Origin of the sequence: Georgenia satyanarayanai (assembly GCF_009193135.1) — a bacterium.
GTDB lineage: Bacteria > Actinomycetota > Actinomycetes > Actinomycetales > Actinomycetaceae > Oceanitalea > Oceanitalea satyanarayanai.
Window position 1 is genome coordinate 24,296 of sequence record NZ_VUKC01000020.1, and the last position, 20,390, is coordinate 44,685.

22 protein-coding genes and 2 tRNA genes are annotated in these 20,390 nt (G+C 72.4%); 14 read left to right on the forward strand and 10 right to left on the reverse strand.

Annotation, left to right across the window (positions count from 1 at the left end):
- Positions 1–34: 34 nt before the first annotated feature.
- Positions 35–565: a hypothetical protein gene (locus GD632_RS15000; RefSeq protein WP_152193027.1), complete on the forward strand. Its 531-nt coding sequence runs from the start codon at positions 35–37 to the stop codon at positions 563–565.
- Between the two features lie 54 nt (positions 566–619).
- Here GD632_RS15000 and GD632_RS15005 read toward each other — a convergent pair whose 3' ends face one another.
- Positions 620–2,620: a M13 family metallopeptidase gene (locus tag GD632_RS15005; protein WP_152193028.1), complete on the reverse strand. Its 2,001-nt coding sequence runs from the start codon at positions 2,618–2,620 to the stop codon at positions 620–622.
- A gap of 85 nt (positions 2,621–2,705) precedes the next feature.
- On the opposite strand from GD632_RS15005, the gene GD632_RS15010 reads away from it, so the two are divergent.
- Positions 2,706–3,152 (forward strand): ribose-5-phosphate isomerase, encoded by a 447-nt coding sequence (locus GD632_RS15010; protein ID WP_152193029.1) that lies wholly within the window; start codon positions 2,706–2,708, stop codon positions 3,150–3,152.
- 37 nt (positions 3,153–3,189) lie between these two features.
- Positions 3,190–3,600, forward strand: a complete 411-nt coding sequence (locus GD632_RS15015; protein ID WP_152193030.1) for a hypothetical protein — start codon at positions 3,190–3,192, stop codon at positions 3,598–3,600.
- Positions 3,601–3,686: 86 nt separating this feature from the next.
- Here the strand turns inward: GD632_RS15015 and GD632_RS15020 are convergent, their stop codons facing one another.
- Positions 3,687–4,970: a GNAT family N-acetyltransferase gene (locus GD632_RS15020; protein ID WP_226924911.1), complete on the reverse strand. Its 1,284-nt coding sequence runs from the start codon at positions 4,968–4,970 to the stop codon at positions 3,687–3,689.
- 52 nt (positions 4,971–5,022) lie between these two features.
- Here GD632_RS15020 and GD632_RS15025 point away from each other — a divergent pair, with 52 nt between their 5' ends.
- The 3 genes from GD632_RS15025 to GD632_RS15035 are packed head-to-tail and all read left to right on the forward strand — an operon-like array spanning position 5,023 to position 6,794.
- Positions 5,023–5,349 (forward strand): MGMT family protein, encoded by a 327-nt coding sequence (locus GD632_RS15025; protein ID WP_152193032.1) that lies wholly within the window; start codon positions 5,023–5,025, stop codon positions 5,347–5,349.
- Complete coding sequence (locus GD632_RS15030) at positions 5,342–6,262, forward strand: Fpg/Nei family DNA glycosylase (RefSeq protein ID WP_152193033.1); 921 nt, start codon at positions 5,342–5,344, stop codon at positions 6,260–6,262. Before GD632_RS15025 ends, GD632_RS15030 begins: the two co-directional genes overlap by 8 nt.
- A 46-nt stretch (positions 6,263–6,308) precedes the next feature.
- Entirely contained in the window at positions 6,309–6,794 is a 486-nt protein-coding gene (locus tag GD632_RS15035) for a nucleoside deaminase (RefSeq protein WP_152193034.1), read from the forward strand.
- A gap of 26 nt (positions 6,795–6,820) precedes the next feature.
- On the opposite strand, the gene epsC is transcribed toward GD632_RS15035, so the two are convergent.
- The 5 genes from epsC to GD632_RS15060 form a co-directional block, all read right to left on the reverse strand.
- A complete protein-coding gene (gene epsC, locus GD632_RS15040) occupies positions 6,821–7,402 on the reverse strand; it encodes a serine O-acetyltransferase EpsC (protein ID WP_226924913.1) in 582 nt (193 codons plus the stop codon).
- Position 7,403: 1 nt separating this feature from the next.
- Positions 7,404–8,339, reverse strand: a complete 936-nt coding sequence (gene cysK, locus GD632_RS15045) for a cysteine synthase A (protein ID WP_152193035.1) — start codon at positions 8,337–8,339, stop codon at positions 7,404–7,406.
- Positions 8,340–8,574: 235 nt separating this feature from the next.
- Complete coding sequence (locus GD632_RS15050) at positions 8,575–9,585, reverse strand: DUF1648 domain-containing protein (RefSeq protein WP_152193036.1); 1,011 nt, start codon at positions 9,583–9,585, stop codon at positions 8,575–8,577.
- A complete protein-coding gene (locus tag GD632_RS15055; RefSeq protein WP_152193037.1) occupies positions 9,582–9,947 on the reverse strand; it encodes a GntR family transcriptional regulator in 366 nt (121 codons plus the stop codon). Before GD632_RS15055 ends, GD632_RS15050 begins: the two co-directional genes overlap by 4 nt.
- Before the next feature lie 73 nt (positions 9,948–10,020).
- Positions 10,021–10,653, reverse strand: a complete 633-nt coding sequence (locus GD632_RS15060) for an IMPACT family protein (RefSeq protein ID WP_152193038.1) — start codon at positions 10,651–10,653, stop codon at positions 10,021–10,023.
- A gap of 136 nt (positions 10,654–10,789) precedes the next feature.
- Here GD632_RS15060 and rpmF point away from each other — a divergent pair, with 136 nt between their 5' ends.
- The gene (gene rpmF, locus GD632_RS15065; protein WP_110853715.1) at positions 10,790–10,957 is read left to right on the forward strand and encodes a 50S ribosomal protein L32; all 168 of its coding nucleotides are present in this window, start codon (positions 10,790–10,792) and stop codon (positions 10,955–10,957) included.
- Positions 10,958–10,982: 25 nt separating this feature from the next.
- Here rpmF and GD632_RS15070 read toward each other — a convergent pair whose 3' ends face one another.
- The gene (locus GD632_RS15070; RefSeq protein ID WP_193311506.1) at positions 10,983–11,912 is read right to left on the reverse strand and encodes an alpha/beta fold hydrolase; all 930 of its coding nucleotides are present in this window, start codon (positions 11,910–11,912) and stop codon (positions 10,983–10,985) included.
- A gap of 36 nt (positions 11,913–11,948) precedes the next feature.
- Positions 11,949–12,022: transfer RNA gene (locus GD632_RS15075), tRNA-Gly, on the reverse strand.
- Between the two features lie 84 nt (positions 12,023–12,106).
- Here GD632_RS15075 and GD632_RS15080 point away from each other — a divergent pair.
- From GD632_RS15080 to GD632_RS15110, 7 genes are all read left to right on the forward strand, one after another.
- Positions 12,107–12,180: transfer RNA gene (locus tag GD632_RS15080), tRNA-Pro, on the forward strand.
- Positions 12,181–12,347: 167 nt separating this feature from the next.
- The gene (tig, locus tag GD632_RS15085) at positions 12,348–13,811 is read left to right on the forward strand and encodes a trigger factor (protein ID WP_193311507.1); all 1,464 of its coding nucleotides are present in this window, start codon (positions 12,348–12,350) and stop codon (positions 13,809–13,811) included.
- A 196-nt stretch (positions 13,812–14,007) separates the two neighbouring features.
- Positions 14,008–14,625: an ATP-dependent Clp protease proteolytic subunit gene (locus GD632_RS15090; protein WP_193311508.1), complete on the forward strand. Its 618-nt coding sequence runs from the start codon at positions 14,008–14,010 to the stop codon at positions 14,623–14,625.
- Between the two features lie 29 nt (positions 14,626–14,654).
- Positions 14,655–15,359: an ATP-dependent Clp protease proteolytic subunit gene (locus GD632_RS15095; protein ID WP_152193042.1), complete on the forward strand. Its 705-nt coding sequence runs from the start codon at positions 14,655–14,657 to the stop codon at positions 15,357–15,359.
- 152 nt (positions 15,360–15,511) lie between these two features.
- Positions 15,512–16,783 carry an ATP-dependent Clp protease ATP-binding subunit ClpX gene (clpX, locus tag GD632_RS15100; RefSeq protein ID WP_152193043.1) on the forward strand — a complete coding sequence of 424 codons (1,272 nt, stop codon included), beginning with the start codon at positions 15,512–15,514 and terminating at the stop codon, positions 16,781–16,783.
- Between the two features lie 82 nt (positions 16,784–16,865).
- Positions 16,866–18,050, forward strand: coding sequence for a baeRF2 domain-containing protein (locus tag GD632_RS15105; protein WP_152193044.1), 1,185 nt, complete (start codon positions 16,866–16,868; stop codon positions 18,048–18,050).
- A gap of 95 nt (positions 18,051–18,145) precedes the next feature.
- Positions 18,146–18,448 carry a chorismate mutase gene (locus GD632_RS15110; protein WP_152193045.1) on the forward strand — a complete coding sequence of 101 codons (303 nt, stop codon included), beginning with the start codon at positions 18,146–18,148 and terminating at the stop codon, positions 18,446–18,448.
- 113 nt (positions 18,449–18,561) lie between these two features.
- Here the strand turns inward: GD632_RS15110 and GD632_RS15115 are convergent, their stop codons facing one another.
- Positions 18,562–20,382 (reverse strand): AMP-dependent synthetase/ligase, encoded by a 1,821-nt coding sequence (locus GD632_RS15115; protein ID WP_152193046.1) that lies wholly within the window; start codon positions 20,380–20,382, stop codon positions 18,562–18,564.
- Between the last annotated feature and the right edge of the window lie 8 nt (positions 20,383–20,390).

Sequence of the window (20,390 nt, forward strand, 5' to 3'; positions counted from 1 at the left end):
ACCGTGTCGGGGTTCTTGAGAGACGGGAAGGTCCATGTCCGACACCGGCCGCCGGCTGACGCCGGCGCAGCTGCTCCTCATCGTCGCCGTCAGCATCCTCGTGCTGCTCTTCGTCATCCTCCTCGCCGGCCGCCTCACGGGCGGCGGTGAGCCCACCGGGGACGCGACCACCGCCACCGCCCCGGCCGGCACGGACGGGGCGACCGACGACGCGACCCCGACGGAGGAACCCGAGGCGGAGTACTTCGCCTCGCCGTCGGGAAACATCGTGTGCGCCCTCACCCCCGACAGTGCGGACTGCGTCATCTCGAACTTCCAGTACGAGCCCGAGGACGCCGACTGCGAGGAGGAGGACGCCGGCGGGCACCTGCGCGTGGAGGCGGCCGGGGCGTCGATGCCGTGCGAGCCGCTCGTCGTCGCCGGTGACGTGCCCGCCCTCGACTACGGGGAGACGACGACGGCGCACGGCTTCACCTGCGAGAGCGCGGAGTCGGGCGTCACCTGCCGGCACGACGGGTCCGGCTACGGATTCACCGTGGCCAGGGCGAGCTACGAGCTGTTCTGAGACGACGAGGGCCGCCCGGGATCTCCCGGGCGGCCCTCGCCGTGCGTCGGCAGGTCACCAGATGCGCACGCGCTCCTCGGGCGGGAGGTAGAGCGCGTCTGTGGGCTGGACGTCGAAGGCCTCGACGAAGGTGTCGAGGTTGCGCACCACGCCGTTGCAGCGGAACTCGTTCGGTGAGTGCGGATCGATCGACAGCAGGCGGACCACCTCGGCGTCGCGTGCCTTCTGCTGCCAGATGCGGCCCCAGGAGTAGAAGATGCGCTGCAGCCCGGTGAGCCCGTCGACCACCGGGGCGTCCTCGAGGCCGGACAGGCCCTGCTTTCGCAGCGCGATCTCGTAGGCCGTGATCGCGATGGACAGCCCGCCGAGGTCGCCGATGTTCTCCCCGATCGTCAGCGCGCCGTTGACGTGGTGGGACCCGTCCAGCTGGGCGGGGGAGAAGGCGTCGTACTGGGCGATGAGGGCCGTGGTGCGGGCCTCGAACTCGGTGCGGTCCTGCTCGGTCCACCAGTCGTGGAGGCGGCCGGTGCCGTCGTACTTGCTGCCCTGGTCGTCGAAGCCGTGGCCGATCTCGTGACCGATGACCGAGCCGATGCCGCCGTAGTTCCACGCGTCGTCGGCGTCGACGTCGAAGAACGGGGGCTGCAGGATGGCCGCCGGGAAGACGATCTCGTTCATCGTCGGGTTGTAGTACGCGTTGACCATCTGCGGCGGCATGAACCACTCGTCGCGATCCATGGGCTCGCCGAGCTTGGCGAGGTTGCGGGCGGTCTCGAAGAGCTCGGCGCGACGGACGTTGCCGAGGAGGTCGGTCGCGTCGGTCTCGAGGGTGGAGTAGTCGCGCCAGCGGTCGGGGTAGCCGATCTTCGGGGTGAACGCCGCGAGCTTGTCCAGCGCGCGCTGCTTGGTCTCCTCACCCATCCAGTCCAGCTCGGTGATCGACTGCCGGTACGCCTCGATGAGGTTGTCGACGAGCTCCTGCATCCGTGCCTTGTGCTCGGGCGGGAAGTGCCGCTCGACGTAGATCTTGCCGACCGCCTCACCCAGGGCGCCCTCGACGAGCGAGACGCCCCGCTTCCACCGCTCGCGCATCTCCGGCGCCCCGGTGAGGGTCCGGCCGTAGAAGTCGAAGTGCTCCTCGACGAAGGCGGCCGGCAGGTAGGGCGCGCGGGCCGAGACGACGTGCCACAGCAGCCACATGCGCAGCGAGTCGACGTCCAGCTCCTCCCACGCGGCGGCGAAGTGGGTGAGGAAGGACGGCATCCCGACGATGGTCGAGTCGACGGCGCCCGCGGGCAGGTTGAGCGACTCGCGCCACGGGTCCCAGGGGAAGCCGGGCGCGGAGTCGAGGACCTCGGACCACGTGCGGGGGTTGTTGATCTGGTCGGCCTCGCGGGAGCGCACCTTGTCCCAGTGGCCGGCGGCCAGGCGGGTCTCGACGTCCATGACGCGCTGCGCCGCGCCCATGGCCTCGTCGGCGGTGACGAGCCCGGAGAGCTCGAGCATCGCCGCGACGTGGGCGACGTAGGCCGAGCGGGTCTCCGCGTGGGCGTCCTCGCGGTAGTAGGACTCGTCCGGCAGCCCGAGGCCGCTCTGCCACAGGAAGACGCGGTAGCTGTCCGGGTCGTTGAAGTCGGTGTCGACGAAGAGGGCGACGGCGCCGCCGACGCCCGTGGTGGCGAGGGTGCCCATGGCGCGGGCGAGCGCCTCCTTGTCGCGAGCGGCGGTGAAGAGCTCGAGGTCGGGCTGCAGCGGTCCGGTGCCGAGCGCCTCGATGCGCTCCTCGGCCATGAAGGAGGCGTACAGGTCCCCGACCTGCTTGGCCTCCCCGGTGGCGTCCTCGGCAGCGGCGGCGTCGGTGATGATGTCGCGCACCCGCTGCTCGGACAGGTCGCGCAGCACCATGAAGGCACCGTCGCGGGCCCGGTCGGCCGGGATCTCGTGCTCGCGGAGGTAGGTCCCGTTGATGTGGCGGTAGAGGTCGTCCTGCGGCCGCACGGTCGTGTCGATGGCCTGCTCGAACGACATCGAGGTGGTGGTCTCGTCAGTCGTCATGGTCCGACGATACGGGAGGCGCGGGCGGCGGCGCGGGCTGAGACCGGCGCCCACGACGGTCCCGCGACACGGCAAGATAGGGGCCATGCGCATCCACATCGCCGCCGACCACGCCGGGTTCGAGCTCAAGGCCGCCCTCGTCGAGCACCTCAGCGCGGGGGGCCACGAGGTCGTCGACCACGGGGCCGACACCTACGACGCCCTGGACGACTACCCGTCCTTCTGCTTCTCGGCCGGGGAGGCCGTCGTCGCCGAGCCGGGCAGCCTCGGGATCGTGCTGGGCGGGTCGGGCAACGGCGAGCAGATCGCCGCGAACAAGGTCCGGGGCGTGCGCGCCGCGCTCGCGTGGGACCTGGACACCGCGACGCTCGCGCGCACGCACAACGACGCCAACGTCATCTCCCTGGGGGCGCGCAAGCACTCGGTCGACGAGGCGATCGCCCTCGTCGAGGCATTCCTCGCCGAGCCGTTCTCCGGCGACGCCCGCCACCAGCGCCGCATCGACCAGCTCGCGGAGTACGAGCGGCGCTGACCTGGTCGGTGACCGCCCGGTGCGCCAGACTCGGCGGATGGACGGCCCGCTGGTGCTCACGCAGCGCCAACCACGCTGGATGCTGGTCGCCCTCGCGGTCTTCACCGCCGTCGTCGTCGTCATGGCCGTGGCCGTGGTGCGCGAGGACCCCCGTCGTCTCCTCTCGTTCGTCCCGACGGTCGGGTTCATCGTGTTCGCGGCCGCCGTGGTCCTCCGGCCGCCGCGTGTCGAGCTGCACGAGGACGTGCTGGTGGTCCGCGGGGTGCGCACCACCCGCATCCCCTACACGGACATCACCGCTGTCCGCGGTGACGTCCCGTCGCGGCTGGACTGGAGCACCCACCTCCTCGTCGAACGGCGGGAGGGCAGGCCGGTGACGCTGTCGGCCGTGGACGTGCCGTTGGCCGAGGTCCACGACCTCATCGCGCGGAGGGCCGGCCTGGGCTGAGAGGCGACGCCGCTCCGGGAGCCGCCGTGAGCGGGGCCGGCCCGGAGCGCGTCCGCTCGTCACGGTGCGTGGACGGGGACGGCGTCTCAGAAGCCCCAGCCGGTGGATGCGGCCGCCGGCCAGGAGAAGGCGGTCGCCGCCGGCACCAGGGCGCCGGGCACGAGCTCGGTGACGCGCCCCGCCGCGGCGAGCGCCGCCAGCGACGTGCCGCCGAGGTAGGCGGCGCCGAGGTCGGCGACACCCACCGCGAGGTGTGCCGCCTCCTCGGTGCGGGTGACGTCCACGCCGCCCGGGCCGCCGCGCACGTGCCAGCGGCCGGTGTTGTCCGGGACGAGCGGGTCGCTCACCTCGAGGACCACGTCGACGGCGCACGGGTAGGCCCGCGCCCGCAGCGCGGCCGGCACGTCGAGGAGGCGCAGCCAGACGTCGTCGTGGATCTTGCGGTTGGTGCCGCGGACGTCGGTGAGCAGGCCGAGGACGGCGTCGTCGGGCGCGAGGTTGCCCACCTCGACGGTCGCCATGAGGTCGAGGTCGAGCAACGCCGCCCACAGCGCCCGGGCCGCCGGGGCGTCGAGCGCGAGGACGTCGTGCACGTGGACGGTGCCCTCCGGCCTTCCCTCGTCGCTCCACTTCTCCTTGCGGCGGAACAGCGCGTAGCCCCGCGGCTCGCCAGCGGCGTCCCGCACGAGGGCGATACGCCGCCGCTCGGCGCCGCGGCGGGCGGAGGGCCAGTCGATGACCCGCATCCGGCGCAGCGCGTCGGTGTCCCGGGTGATCCACCCGGGGCGCACCGCCTGGCCGTGGACGTGCTCGAGCTCGGCACTGTGCCGAGGACCGTCGACGCTCTCGAGCTCGACGACGAGCTCCTCGCTGCCCGGCACGGGACGGAGCTCCGCGCCGCGGCCGAGGGTGGCGGAGACCCGGTGGGTGGCGATCCCGTACCCGTACCGGCCGTAGATGCCGCTCTCGGCCGCGTTGAGCACCGACAGGACCTCGCCACGCTCGCGGGAGCGGCGCAGGTGCGCGTGAAGCATCGCGCGGCTCAGGCCGCGGCGACGGTGGCCCGGGTGCACGCCCACCCAGGTGAGGCCCGCGGCTGGCAGGCGCTCGCCGCCGGGCACCTGGACCCGGAACGCGAAGGACGAGTGCATCGCTGCGAGCGTGGTGCCCCGCGGCCCGTCGTGCCAGACCCCGACGCTGCGACCGGGCTCGAGCTCCCACACGTGGACCTGCTCATCCTCCGGGGTGAGGTCGAAGGCGAAGGCCCACCTGTCGATGTCGTGCATGGCCGCGCGGTCGGCGGCGTCGTCGAGCTCGGCCAGGCGGTAGGCGGGCGGCAACGGGGTGTCGGGCGGGTCGGTGATGGTCACGCGCAGGAGCATGGCAGGGACCGCGGCGGCGCGGCGAGCGGTTTTTGGGACAATGGCGGGCGTGACCGACTGGAGCGAGCTCGTCCTCGACATCGCCGGCGACGTCCCGCCCGGTCGTGCGACGACCTACGGGCTCATCGCCGAGGCCGCCCGCGCGCGCACCGGCCGCGGGTCGGCCCGGTCGGTCGGCGCGGTGATGTCCCGCGAGGGTGGGTCCGTCGCCTGGTGGCGGGTGGTCCGTGCGGACGGCTCACTGCCCGAGCAGCTCACCGCCCGTGCCGCCGAGCACTACCGCACCGAGGGGACGCCGCGGCGCCCCGGCGGCTCCGTCGATCTCACCCGAGCCCTGTGGGACCCCGTGGAGGACCTCAATGCCTGAAGGCCACTCGATCCACCGCCTCGCGCTCGCCTTCGAGGAGCTGCTCCACGGCGAGCGCCTGGAGGTCACCTCACCGCAGGGCCGTTTCGCGGCGGGGGCCGAGCTGCTCGACGGGCGCCGGCTGGTGGCCACCGACGCCCACGGCAAGCACCTGTTCCTCGGCTTCGCGCAGGACGGCGAGGAGACCGAGCACGTCCGGTGGCTGCGTGTGCACCTGGGGCTCTACGGCTCGTGGACCTTCTCCGGTGACACCACCTTCCACGCGCCGCACGCGATCGGCGCGCCCCGGCGGCGGGTGGCCGAGGAGGAGACACCGCTGCCGGACGACGGGCAGGCGCCGTCGCCGGCGGAGTGGACGGTGCCCGAGCCCAGGGGGGCGGTGCGGGTGCGCCTGCTGGGGGAGCACGGCGTCGCCGACCTCACCGGCCCGACGGCCTGCGAGGTCGTGACGCCGCAGGAGAAGGACGCGGTGCACGCTCGGTTGGGCCCGGACCCGCTGCGGGCCGACGGCGACGTCGGGCAGTTCGTCGCCAACGTGCGCCGTCGGGCCCGGCCGGTGGGCGAGCTCCTCATGGACCAGTCGATCGTCGCCGGCGTCGGCAACATCTACCGGGCGGAGGCGCTGTACCGGGCCCGGCTGCACCCCCGCAAGCTCGGCCGCACGGTCGCCGCCCCCCGGCTGCGGGAGATGTGGGCCGACCTCGTCACGCTCATGTCCGACGGCGTCGCCACCGGCCGCATCGTCACCACCGAGCCCGGGGACCGCCAGCAGGACGAGGACCGCTGGTACGTCTACCACCGCGAGGGGCGCCCGTGCCTGCGCTGCGGCAGCACGGTCGCCGAGGACGAGATGGCCGGGCGGCGGGTCTTCTGGTGCCCCCGCGAGCAGCGCCGCCCCTCGGCCACCGCGTGAGGAAAGGCCTCGCGCCGGCGGTGGGGGCGGGGGCAGCATCGAGGGCATGCACGGAGACGAGCAGGAGACCGTCACCGCCGAGCTGACCGACGTCGTGCGGCGGGCCGAGACCAACGTCGCGCGCGGGGGCGGGCCCTTCGCCGCCGTCGTCGTCCTGTCGGACGGCCGACGCTTCGAGGGGGCCAACCGGGTGGTGGCGACGAGCGACCCCACCGCCCACGCGGAGGTCGTCGCCATCCGTCGGGCGTGCGCCGCGACCGGGTCCGTCGCGCTGGGCGGCGCCGTCGTCTACACGAGCTGTGAGCCCTGCCCGATGTGTGTCGCGGTCGCCCTGTGGGCACGTGTCGGCGCGGTCTACTACGCCGCCGACCGCCGCGACGCCGCCCGTGCGGGCTTCGACGACGCCGCCTTCCACGACTACTTCACCGACCCGGGACGCCGGGGGCTGCTGCCCGTCGTCGGGCACCGCGTGCCGGCCGCCACGGCTCCGTTCCGGTCGTGGGAGGACAAGGCCGACCGCTCCCCGTACTGAGGCCCCCCGGCGCCGCCGCGGGTCGGTCAGATGAACAGCGCGGGGTCGGCGTAGGGGTCGATCTCCGGGGGAGCCTCGCGCACCCGGCCGGGCACCCCGACCGCGACGGCGCCCGCCGGCACGTCCTTGACGACGACGGCGTTGGCCCCGATCTGGGCGTCGTCGCCCACGCTGATCGGTCCGAGCACCTTCGCGCCCGCGCCGATGACGACGCGGTCACCGATCGTGGGGTGGCGCTTTCCCTTCGTCATCGAGCGGCCGCCCAGCGTGGTGCCGTGGAAGAGGACGACGTCGTCACCCACGCGGGAGGTCTCCCCGATGACGACCCCCATGCCGTGGTCGATGAACAGGCGGCGGCCGAGGACGGCACCCGGGTGGATCTCGACCCCGGTCAGCGCGCGCACGAGCTGGGACAGCAGGCGCGCCGGCAGCTTGCCCAGCGGCCCGGCGTGCCACATCCGGTGGCAGACCCGGTGGGCCCACAGCGCGTGGACCCCCGGGTAGCCGAGGGCCACCTCCACGAGGCTGCGCGCCGCGGGGTCGCCGCGGCGCGCAGCCTCGAGGTCCTCCCGGAGGAGCACCCAGAACCGGATGTGGGAGTTGTGCACGTCAGTCGGCGAACTCGCTGTAGAGGGGGGTCGACAGGTAGCGCTCGCCGAAGCTCGGGATGACGACGACGATCGTCTTGCCCTCGGCCTCGGGCCGGGCGGCGATCTGGAGCGCGGCCGTCACCGCGGCACCGGAGGAGATGCCGACGAAGATGCCCTCCTCGGCGGTGAGCCGGCGGGCCATCTCGACCGACTGCTCGGCGTTGACGTCGATGACCTCGTCGTAGACGGAGGTGTCGAGGATCTCGGGGACGAAGTTCGCGCCGATGCCCTGGATCTTGTGCGGGCCGGGCTGGCCGCCGTTGAGGATCGGGGACTCGGCGGGCTCGACGGCGATGACCTTGACGCCGGGCTTGCGCTCCTTGAGGACCTGGCCGACGCCGGTGATGGTGCCGCCGGTGCCGATGCCCGCGACGAAGTAGTCCACCTCGCCGTCGGTGTCGTTCCAGACCTCCTCGGCGGTGGTCTGGCGGTGGATGGCGGGGTTGGCCTCGTTGGCGAACTGCTTGGCGAGGATCGCGCCCTTGCGCTCGGCGGCGATCTCCTCGGCCTTGGCGACGGCGCCCTTCATGCCCTCCGAGCCGGGGGTGAGGACGAGCTCGGCGCCGAAGGCGCGCAGCAGCGCGCGGCGCTCGCGGCTCATCGTCTCGGGCATCGCGAGGACGACGTTGTAGCCGCGGGCGGCGCCGACCATCGCCAGCGCGATACCGGTGTTGCCCGAGGTCGCCTCGACGATCGTGCCGCCGGGGGGCAGGGCGCCGGACTGCTCGGCCGCGTTGACGATCGAGACGCCGATGCGGTCCTTGACGGAGTTGGCGGGGTTGTAGAACTCGAGCTTGGCCAGGACGGTGGCGCCCAGGCCCTCGGTGACGCGGTTGAGGCGCACGAGGGGGGTGCGGCCGATGAGCGCGGTGACGTCGTCGTAGATGCGTGCCATGGGACTTCCTTCGCTTCGGGAGGTTCGGGGGAAGGGGCCACCGACGGTGGTGGCGGGGAGCGCCGGGCATGCGGCAGGCCGCACGGTTGGAGCCGGGCGCTCTACAGACAGCGCTGGCAGCGGGAGGAGGCGGGGGCGGCGGCGAGCACGGGCACGGCATCTCCTCTCACTGCTGCCGGGCCGGTCGACGTGCCGGCCTGCGTTCCTTGAACCCTAAACCAGCGCCCCGGGGCGATCAATCGCTGGTCGCATCCCGGGCGGATGTGTGGTGCCGGGCGCGGGCCGCGTAGGTGTTGAGGAGGCCGGCGGCCGACGCGGCGTCGTCGACGGTGACGACGATGCGTCGTCCGCCGGACCGCTCGACGGCGATCGCCTCGCCCGAGCGGATGACGACGCCGACCGTGCCGCCGACGCTCGTGCGCAGTCCCCAGCCGCCGAACTCGGCGAAGGGGCGGACCGTGGTGACGTCCGCGCGCTCGACCTCCCCGGCCGGGACGTGGATCCGGGGCCAGCCGAAGGTGCCGCGGGCGGTGAGCCCGCGCGCGTCGACCTGGACCTGCCACGTCGTCATGGTGAGGACGAGCGCGAGCAGCGGGACGGCGACGACGAGGGGGAGGAGCGTGTCGGCGAGGAGCCACAGCGCCACGGCGGCGACCACGCCGGCGGCGACGACCACCCAGGTGACGGTGGTGCCGAGACCCGCGACCCCGCGGACCCACACGGCGCGGTGTCCCTCTGGCAGGTCCGCGGTGGGGGCGCCCTCCGCGACCGTACCGGTGGCGGGCAGGGCCGGGTCGGCCCCGGCCAGCGCGCCCGCGGTCGTCCCGAGCGCGAGCGCCACGAGGATGCTGACGACGAGCCAGCCGTCGGGGGAGCCGGCGTCCGCGGCCGTCGCGACGTCGACCTGGACGACGACGCTCGCGAGGGTCATGCCGGCGAACAGGGCCGACATGCCCACGGCGAGGCCGAGCGTCAGGCGGCGGGTGATGGCCTGGCGGCCGGTAAGGACGGAGAACGCGGCCATGACGAGGAGCGAGAGGCCGCTGATGACGGCCATGGGCACGACGAGCTCGGCGACCGAGCCGGTGCGGTCCGGCACGCCCGAGGGGCCCCAGTGGACCGCGACCTCCTCGGGCAGGCGGGGGACGAGCCGGGCGGCGACGACCCACGCGGCCGCCGTGACGAGCACGGGCACGAGGACGCCGAGCAGCCAGGCGCGACGACGGTGGGGCAGGGGGTGGGTCACGAGGTCTCCTCGGTGGAGGTGGAGGTGAGCAGGGCGGCGACGGCGGACATCGGCAGACCGAGGCGCGTCGCCTCTCGGCGGACGGCGGCGACCGCCTCGAGCAGCGGGGCGTAGTGCTCGACGGCATGGGCGGTGACGACGGCGCCGCGTCCGCGGCGCAGCTCGACGAGGCCCTCGTCGCGGAGCTGCTGGTAGGCGTGCAGCACCGTGTGCTGGTTGACGTCGAGCGACTCGGCGAGGTCCCGCGCCGAGGGCAGCCGCTCGCCGCTGGTCACCTCACCGCGCAGGACGGCGGTGCGCACTTGGTCGGCGAGCTGCTCGAACAGCGGGAGCGCCGAGGCGGGATCGATCCGAATGAGCATGCCGCCACCTTACTTGCTCTACTCCAACTAGAGCAATTCGCTCGGGGAACGGGCGGGGTGTGTCGGGGGCCGGCTATGCGGGGAGCTCGACGACGCGCGTCCCGGCGGGCCGCACCTCGACCGACCCGCCGGTGAGGCCGGCGACGGCGGAGCGGAGTGCGCCGTCGTCGTTGGTCGCGAGGGTGAGGGTCGCCTGCTCGGCGTAGGCGACGTCGTCGACGGCGAAACCCAGCGCTCGCAGCTCGGACTCCACGCGGCCGGCGTCGGCGTGGGGGAGGGTGACCGCGTGGAGGCGGCTCTCACGCTGGACCACCACGGGCGCCTTCTCCAGCGCCGAGCGCACCGCGTCGGAGTACGCCCGTACCAGTCCGCCCGTCCCGAGCTTGACCCCGCCGAAGTAGCGGACGACGACGGCGCCGAGGTCGACCAGACCGCTGCCGCGCAGCACCTCGAGCATCGGCATGCCGGCGGTGCCGGCCGGCTCGCCGTCGTCGGAGGACCGCTCGACGAGGTTGGTGCCCGGCACGCGGACGACGAAGGCGGAGCAGTGGTGCCGGGCGTCGGGGAAGGTGTGCCGCGCGTCCTCCACCAGCGCACGGGCGGCCGTCTCGTCGTCGGCGCGACGCAGCCACGTGATGAAGCGCGAGCGGCGGACCTCCAGCTCGGTCGCGGTGGTCACGCCGCCGGCAAGGGTGCGAACATCCATGGTGCAGCCATTGTGGACGCCCCGGAGGGGGCAATGTCACACCCGGCCGCGGTGTCCGTCATTGGACCCGGACGCCTGCGCCGTGGCACGCTATACGACGGCAATCGTCTCGACCACGAAAGGAGCGGCAGGGCAGATGGCAGTTCCGAAGCGCAAGATGTCCCGTAGCAACACCCGCTCTCGCCGGTCCCAGTGGAAGGCGGAGCCCACCACGCTCCAGACCGTCCGCGTCCAGGGCCGCGAGATCCAGGTGCCCCGGCGCCTGGCCAAGGCCTACCAGAAGGGCCTGGAGTTCGCGGACTGATCGCGACCTCACGCGTCGGCGGCCGTCACCCCTCGGGGTGGCGGCCGTCTCGCGTCCCCGGGCCGTGCCGCTCGAGCCAGGAGAGGACGTCACGGGGGACGTCGCTGCTCGAGATCGTCGCCACGTGCCCGCGGCCGGGATAGGTGACGAGCGTGCTGTCCGGGATCCACGCCGCGGTCTCCCGCACCGTGTCGAGCGAGAAGAACCGGTCCTCCTCGCCGGCGAGGAGCAGGACCGGGGCGGTGATCTGCGCGAGGACGTCCCGGGCGTCGAAGGCGCGCTCGGCGTCGGCCTCGACGAGGAGGTCGCCGGGCGGGGTCGCCGACCCGGCGAAGAGCCGTCCCGTGAGCGGTCCGAGGGCCCTGCGGACCCCTGCGTGCCGGGGTCCGGGAAGGAAGTACTCGAGGAAGACGGCGCCCGCCTCCTCGTGCCTGCCCTCCGCGCGCAGCCGCGCCCAGCGGGCGTCCACGTCCGTGCCCCACTCCTCGACCCTCGCGGCCGCGCCGGCGAGGACGACCGCGCCGACGACGTCGGGGTGGGCGGCGGCGAGGTGGAGCGCGACCATGCCGCCGTAGGACTGGCCCAGGACGACGTCGACGGCGCCGCCCATCTCCTCGCGGACGAAGCGTGCGTAGTCGTCGCCCATGTCCGCCACCGTGTGACCCGCCGGCATGTCGCGGGGTCGGGTCACGGTCCACACCGCGTAGCCGGCGTCGACGTAGGGACGCGCCTCACGCTCGCTGAGCCGCCCGAGCAGGCCAGTCGGCAGGTCGCTCCCGGGGCCGCCCGGGATGCTGAGCAGCGACCGGGGGCCGTCGCCGAGGACGAGGTACTCCATCCCTCCGGCCGACGTGCCGGTGCGGTGGGGGAGCGGCGGGCGGCTCGGCCTGGCCGCTACGACGACGCCACCCGCGACGGCAGCGAGAGCGGCACCGATCGCCAACCGTCGGCCCATGACCGCCTCCTCGGAGGGTGCACCTGCGCTGGTGTCTGGAGCGGGTGACCAGAATCGAACTGGCACCATCTGCTTGGAAGGCAGAGGCTCTACCATTGAGCTACACCCGCAGCGCGCCGGTCTCCCGGCGTGCAGACCCGAGTGTAACGCGCCGTGGGCGGTCGCCTACAATCGGCACGCGGCCACCGGCCGAACGGGATGTAGCGCAGCTTGGTAGCGCATCCGCTTTGGGAGCGGAAGGTCGCAGGTTCGAATCCTGTCATCCCGACCCTGCCTGCGGCGGACGTCACGCCACCGGGCTCCTCCGCGCCGTCGCGGGCCCTCGCAAGGGTGCTCTACGATGGAACGCGCCTGTGCGCACGTCCGTCTGCCTCGGTTCGCGAACGCACAGCACCCGCACTTCCCCCGCGCGGGGGCGTCCCATGGAACCGAAGAGTGGAGAGCATCGCAGTGAAGAGCGCCGTCGAGACCCTTGAGCCCACCCGGGCCAAGCTCACCGTCGAGGTGTCGTACGAGGAGCTCAAGCCGAGCATCGACCACGCCTACTCGCACATCGCCGAGCAGGTGAACGTGCCCGGGTTCCGCAAGGGCAAGGTCCCCGCCCGCATCATCGACCAGCGTGTCGGCCGGGCGGCCGTCATCGAGCACGCCGTCAACGACGCGCTGCCGGGCCTGTACCGCGACGCCGTCGCCGAGACCGGCATCAAGCCGCTCGGCCAGCCCGAGGTCGACGTCACCGAGGTCCCCAACCTCACCGGCGCGGTCGGTGGCCAGCTCACGTTCACCGCCGAGGTCGACGTGCGCCCCGAGATCACCCTCCCGGACCTGTCCGCCTACGAGATCACCGTCGACTCCGTCGAGGTGACCGACGAGGACGTCGAGCAGCGCCTCGAGTCCCTGCGGGAGCGCTTCGGCACCCTCGTGGGCGTGGACCGCGCCGCGGCCGACGGCGACTTCGTCTCCATCGACCTCAAGGCGACCGTGGGCGAGGAGGAGGTCGACTCCGTCACCGGCACGTCCTACCAGGTCGGCGCCGGCACGATGCTCGAGGGCATGGACGAGGCCATCACCGGCCTGTCCGCCGGCGAGAGCACGACGTTCACCACCACCCTCGTGGGTGGTGAGCGCGCGGGCGAGGAGGCCGAGGTCACCGTCACCGTCAGCAGCGTCAAGGAGCGTGAGCTCCCCGCCGCCGACGACGAGTTCGCCGAGCTCGCCTCCGAGTTCGACACGATCGACGAGCTCCGCGCGGACCTGCGCGAGCAGGTCGGTAAGGACAAGAACTCCAACCGCGCCGTCGCAGCCCGCGACCAGCTCCTCGAGCGCCTGCGCGGCGAGATCGACTTCCCGCTGCCCAAGAACGCGGTCGACGCCGAGATCAAGGCGCACCTCGAGGCCGAGGGCAAGGCCGAGGACGACCCGCACGGCGAGGAGGTCCGCGAGGACACCGAGAAGGCCATGCGCGACCAGTTCATCCTCGACGAGCTGGCCCAGGCGCTGGAGGTGCAGGTCGGGCAGAACGAGCTCCTCGAGTTCCTCCTGTCCACCTCCCGCCAGTACGGGATGGACCCCAACGAGTTCATCCAGTCCGCCGGCCAGGCGGGCCAGATCCCGATCTTCGCCGGTGAGCTCGCGCGCAACAAGGCGCTGGCCGTGGCGCTGCGCAAGGTCAAGGTCGTCGACGGCGAGGGCAAGGACGTCGACCTCAGCGACTTCATCGGCTCCGACGACGACGACGCCGCGGCGGCACTCGCCGAGGCCGCCGCCGTCGCGGACGCCGCCGAGCCGGCCGAGGAGTCCGCCGACTCCGGCGAGAGCGCCGACTCCGGTGACAGCGCCGACTCCGGTGACAGCGCCGACTCGGCCGACAGCGCCGAGTCCGCGCCCAGCGCCGACTGACTCGAGTGATCCGCAGGGCGGTGCCGACAGGCGCCGCCCTGCGGCGTACCCGCAGGTGTGCGCGGGTGCGCCAACAGCGAAAACGCCCGGCAGGCGGCAGAGATGAGCCCCGGGCGGGGTTAGTGTCCTAGGAACATCGCCGCACGGCGGGTCTACCCGACCGCCGGTGCCCCGGACGACCAATGGGAGCGTGTACGTGAGCCACCAGCCTCGAGGTGCCCACGAGGGCAACAGCCTCGGCCTCAGCGACTCGATCTACCAGCGTCTCCTCAGGGAGCGCATCATCTGGCTCGGCACGGAGGTGCGTGACGACAACGCCAACGCCATCTGCGCCCAGATGCTCCTGCTCGCGGCGGAGGACCCCGAGCGCGACATCTTCCTCTACATCAACTCCCCGGGCGGCTCGGTGACGGCCGGCATGGCCATCTACGACACGATGCAGTACGTCCAGCCGGACGTCGCGACGGTCGGCATGGGCATGGCCGCCTCGATGGGGCAGTTCCTCCTCTCCTCCGGCGCCAAGGGCAAGCGCTACGCCACCCCGCACGCGCGCGTCATGATGCACCAGCCCTCCGGCGGTATCGGCGGCACCGCCACCGACATCCGGATCAACGCCGAGCTCATCCTCCACATGAAGCGCGTGCTGGCCGAGATCACCGCCGAGCAGACCGGCAAGACGGTCGAGCAGATCAACCGGGACGCCGACCGCGACCGCTGGTTCACCGCGCCCGAGGCGATGGAGTACGGCTTCGTCGACCACGTCGTCGAGTCCGCTGCCTCCGTCTCCGGTGGCGGCGGGACGACCGGCAAGTAGCGGACCACGACGACCACCCAGGAGCACCAGTGAGCATCGAATCCCAGTTCATGGCCCGCGCCGGACGCCTCGACGGCTCCGCCCTCGCCGGAGGCCTCGCACCGGCCGCGCCGTCCGCGCGGTACGTGCTGCCCCAGTACGAGGAGCGCACCGCGTACGGGTACAAGCGGCAGGACCCCTACACCAAGCTCTTCGAGGACCGCATCATCTTCCTCGGCGTGCAGATCGACGACGCGTCGGCCGACGACGTCATGGCCCAGCTCCTCGTCCTGGAGAGCTCGGACCCGGACGGCCTCATCACCCTGTACATCAACTCGCCCGGTGGCTCCTTCACGGCGCTCACCGCGATCTACGACACGATGCAGTTCATCAAGCCGCAGATCCAGACGGTGTGCCTCGGCCAGGCGGCCTCGGCCGCGGCCGTCCTGCTCGCGGCCGGCTCGCCCGGCAAGCGGCTGGCGCTGCCGAACTCGCGCGTGATGATCCACCAGCCGGCGGTCCAGGGCGGGGGCTACGGCCAGGCCTCGGACATCGAGATCCAGGCCCGCGAGATCCTGCGGATGCGTGAGTGGCTCGAGGAGACCATCGCCCACCACTCGGGCAAGCCGGTCGAGCAGGTGCGCGAGGACGTCGAGCGCGACAAGATCCTCACGGCCGCCGAGGCGCTCGAGTACGGCCTGGTTGACCAGGTCCTCGAGTCCCGCAAGGCGCAGGCCCCCGCGATCACCGCGTGAGCCACCTCCGCCGGCCGGGCAGTCGCCCGGCCGGCGGACCCGTGCCGGGCCGCGTCCACGTATCGCCCGACACACCACGGCCCGGTGACAAGACACGCGGGCCGGTCATGGTGTCCAATGGACGGTGACCCCATCGGTGAAGAGGAGTGAGCATGGCGCGGAGTGCGGAGGGTACTGACCTGCTCAAGTGCTCCTTTTGTGGCAAGAGCCAGAAGCAGGTGAAGAAGCTCATCGCCGGTCCGGGGGTGTACATCTGCGACGAGTGCATCGACCTGTGCAACGAGATCATCGACGAGGAGTTCGCCGAGGCCAGTGAGCTCGGCCTGGTCGACCTGCCCAAGCCGCGAGCGATCTTCGACTTCCTCGAGCAGTACGTCGTCGGCCAGGGGCCCGCCAAGCGCTCGCTCGCCGTCGCCGTCTACAACCACTACAAGCGGGTCCAGGCCACCGAGAAGACCCCCGCCGCCGACGACGCCGTCGAGCTGGCCAAGTCGAACATCCTCCTCATCGGCCCGACCGGCACCGGCAAGACCTACCTCGCCCAGACGCTCGCGAAGATGCTCAACGTCCCCTTCGCGATCGCCGACGCCACGGCGCTGACCGAGGCGGGTTATGTCGGTGAGGACGTCGAGAACATCCTCCTCAAGCTGATCCAGGCCGCGGACTTCGACGTCAAGAAGGCCGAGAAGGGGATCATCTACATCGACGAGATCGACAAGATCGCCCGCAAGAGCGAGAACCCGTCGATCACCCGCGACGTGTCCGGTGAGGGCGTGCAGCAGGCGCTGCTCAAGATCATCGAGGGCACCCAGGCCTCGGTGCCGCCCCAGGGCGGGCGCAAGCACCCCCACCAGGAGTTCCTCCAGATCGACACGTCGAACGTCCTGTTCATCGTGGCGGGTGCCTTCGCGGGCCTGGAGGACATCATCACCTCCCGCATCGGCCGCAGCGGCATCGGCTTCGGTGCGACCCTGCGCTCCACGGACACCGACGTCGACCCCTTCTCCGAGGTGCGGCCCGCCGACCTCCACAAGTTCGGGCTCATCCCCGAGTTCGTCGGCCGCCTCCCGATCGTCACGACCGTCTCCCCGCTCGACCGGGACGCGCTCATCAAGATCCTCACCGAGCCGCGCAACGCCCTAGTACGCCAGTACCAGCGCATGTTCGAGATCGACGGCGTGGAGCTGGAGTTCACCGAGGACGCCCTCGAGGCGATCGCGGACCTCGCGCTCCTGCGGGGGACCGGCGCCCGCGGTCTGCGCGCCATCATGGAGGAGATCCTCCGCGAGACCATGTTCGACGTCCCCAGCCGCGACGACGTCGAGAAGGTCGTCATCACGGCCGAGGTCGTCCAGCAGAACGTCAACCCCACCCTCGTCCCGCGGGAGAAGAAGCGCCGTCCGCCTCGCGAGAAGAGCGCCTGAGCCACTGCCCGCGAGGTGCGCCCCCGCGTTTCGTGGACCACAGTAGACAGCACTGCACGCGAGACGAGTGAGGTGCTGTCACATGCAGATCGATTGGCTCACGAGCCAGGTTCCCAGTGGCGACGACGTCGTCACCGTCACGTTCGACGCCACGCGCGAGTCGGAGAACGGCTACCAGGCCGTGCTCACCCGCTGGCGCGATCTACGCCGCACGCTGGAGGGCCGAGGCGTCAGCGCCAGCACCCTCGACCACGTCGAGGAACAGGTGCGCGTCCCCACCCACGTTCCCGGCAAGCACGGGCGCACGATCGTGGCGGGGCCGGACGGCGTCGTCGTCGACCGGGTGCTGCCCGAACCGCCGTCGGACGACACCGGGGTCGTGGGCCTCGACGTCGTGGCGCTGGCCAAGGTCGCGGACGGCACGGTCGGCTACCTGCTCGCTGAGATCGACCGCACGGGGGCCGATCTCACCCTGCAGCGCCACTCCGCCGTCGAGTACGAGGCCGGTGACGAGCTGGGCAGCGTCGAGGGCGACCAGGACGTCATCAACAAGGTGCGCCGCGCCGGGATGGCGACCCGCCGCCTGCAGGCCCGCGCCGAGGACTCCTGGGAGCGAAACGCGGAGACCGTCGCCGTCGAGCTCGAGCGGATCGTCACCGAGCGCCGGCCCGAGCTGCTGCTCCTCACGGGCGACGTGCGGGCCGTGGCGCTCGTGCGCGAGCGGCTGGGGGCCGAGTCCGCGGCCATCGCCACGGTGCTCGAGGGCGGCTCCCGCGCCGCGGGCGTCAACGAGCAGGCTTTCGAGCGCAACCTGCACGAGGCGCTGGAGATCTTCCGGGCGCGTCGTCGCGAGGAGGTGCTCGACCGCTTCCGCCAGGAGGAGGGCCGGGACGGGACGGCGACCCAGAGCGTCGACGACGTCGTCGCGGCCCTCGCACGCGGCCAGGTCGCCGAGCTCATCCTGCGCGAGGACACGGTCGGCCGGAACTCCCAGCTGCGCCTGCGCAGCCTGTGGTCGGGGGACGGGGCGCTCGAGATCGCCACGACCGAGGCTCTCGTCGCCGACCTGGGGGTGAGCGCCCCGCGGGAGGTGCGTGCCGACCTCGCGATCGGGCGCGCTGCCGCGGAGCAGGCGGCAGGCATCACGATCGTCGACGAGGCGGCCGCCGAGCTCGTCGACGGCGTCGGTGCCCTGCTGCGGTGGCGTGACGCCTCGACCCCGAGCGAGCACGCGTACAAGGTGAGCGGGGACAGCGCCCGCTCCTGACAGACGACGACGGCGCCCCACCGGCAGGCCCGGTGGGGCGCCGTCGTGCGTGAGACGTGCCCGGCCGGCCTAGGGACACGTCCTAGGATCGGGCCATGAGCGAGACCATCCCCGGCGAGCTGGCCAGTGCCCGCGGCACGATCGACAACATCGACGCCGCCCTCATCCACCTGCTCGCCGAGCGCTTCAAGTGCACCCAGCGGGTGGGGCACATCAAGGCCGACCTCGGCCTGCCGGCCTCGGACCCGGGCCGCGAGGCGGAGCAGATCCAGCGTCTGCGCGCCCTCGCCGAGGTCGCCGGCCTCGACCCGGTCTTCGCCGAGAAGTTCCTGACCTTCATCGTCCAGGAGGTCATCCGCCACCACGAGGCCACCGCAGAGCAGCGCCAGGCCGAGTAACCCCCCCCCCAACTTCGCAATTGGTCGAGTGACCGACGGCAGCGGCGCCGAAAGCGTCAGCAGACCGACCAATTGCGAAGTTGGGGCGGGGGGAAGTGTGGGCGGGGGCGGCGTCAGGTGCCGTAGATGGTGTTGATCTCCCGCTCGAAGTCGTCCAGGACCTTGGCGCGCTTCACCTTCTGGCTGGGGGTGAGGTAGCCGTTCTCCATCGTGAAGTCGGTCGTGAGAACGGTGATCTTGCGGATCGACTCCGCACGCGAGACGGCCTCGTTGGCGCGGGTGACGGCGCGGTCGAGGGCGGCGAGCACCCGCTCGTCGGTCGCGGCCTGCTCGACGTTCATCGCGGGCAGGTCGTGGTTGGCCAGCCACCCGGGCAGCATGTCCTCGTCGAGGGTCACGAGCGCGCCGATGAACGGACGCCCGTCCCCGACGACGACGACCTGGGAGACCAGCGGGTGGCCCCGCAGCCGGTCCTCGAGCACCGCCGGGGCGACGTTCTTGCCGCCGGCCGTCACGATGATCTCCTTCTTGCGGCCGGTGATGCGCAGGTAGCCGTCGGAGTCGAGCTGCCCGAGGTCACCGGTGATGAACCAGCCGTCCTCGGTGAAGGCCTGCGCCGTCGCCTCGGGGTTGTCGTGGTAACCGCGGAAGACATGGTCGCCCTTGACGAGCACCTGCCCGTCCTCGGCGATCGCCACGCGGGTGCCCGGGTAGGGCGGGCCGACGGTGCCGATCTTCGTGAGGCCGGGCCGGTTGACGGTGGTGGGGGCGCCCACCTCGGTGAGGCCGTAGCCCTCGAGCACGCCGACGCCGATGCCGCGGAAGAAGTGCCCGAGCCGCTCACCGAGGGGCCCGCCGCCGGAGATCGCCCAGGCGAGGTTCCCGCCCATGGCGGCGCGGATCTTGCCGTAGACCAGCCGGTCGGCCAGGGCGCGCTGCGCCTTGAGCGCGGCCGACGGCCCGCCGTCGGACTCCAGGGCCCGGGAGTAGGTGATGGCGACCTTCGCGCCCCACCGGAAGATGCGCTGCTTGGCGCCGGAGCCGGCCTTCGCGTCGGCCGAGTTGTAGACCTTCTCGAAGACGCGCGGGACGGCGAGGAGGAAGGTCGGCTGGAACGCGTCGAGGTCGGCGACGAGGTTCTTCGCGTCCGGGACGTGGCCCATCGTCGCGCCGGAGTACACGCACAGCACCTCGACGAACCGCGCGAAGACGTGGGCGAGGGGCATGAAGACCAGGGTGCGCTTGTCGGCGCCGCGCACGACGCCGGAGAAGTTCGGGTCGTCGCTGCCGTTGACGACGAGCGTGACGAAGTTGCCGTGGGTGAGCTCGACGCCCTTGGGCCGCCCGGTGGTGCCCGAGGTGTAGATGATCGTCGCGAGGCTCGACATGTCGGTGGCGTCGGAGCGCTCGGCGACCCGCTCGGCGGGGACGTCCGCGCCGTGGCCGATGACGGTCTCCACGGCGTTCTCGTCCAGCACGAGCACCTGCTCGAGGTGCTCGAGCCGGCCGACGAGCGGCTGGAGGAGCGCGGCCATCCCGCGGGTCTCGGCGAAGACGAGCCGCGCGCCGGAGTCCGACACGATCCACTCGGCCTGGTCGGCGGAGGACGTCTCGTAGATCGGCACGGGGACCGCACCGGCGCACCACGCCGCGAAGTCGAGCAGCGACCACTCGTAGCTCGTGTGCGCCATGATCGCCACGCGGTCACCGGCCTCCACGCCCAGCCCGATGAGGCCCTTGGCGACGGCGGTGACCTCCTCGGCGAAGGTCTGCACGCTCACCGGCACGAACTCGGTGCCCAGCGAGGACTTGCGCTCGAAGATCACCCCGGCGGGATCACGGGCGAGGCGGTCGGCCAGCACCCGGGGCAGGGACATGTGCGGCTCGAGCCGCCCGACCCCGGGCGTGCTCGCCTCGGGACGCTGCTGGTTCATCGCTTCTC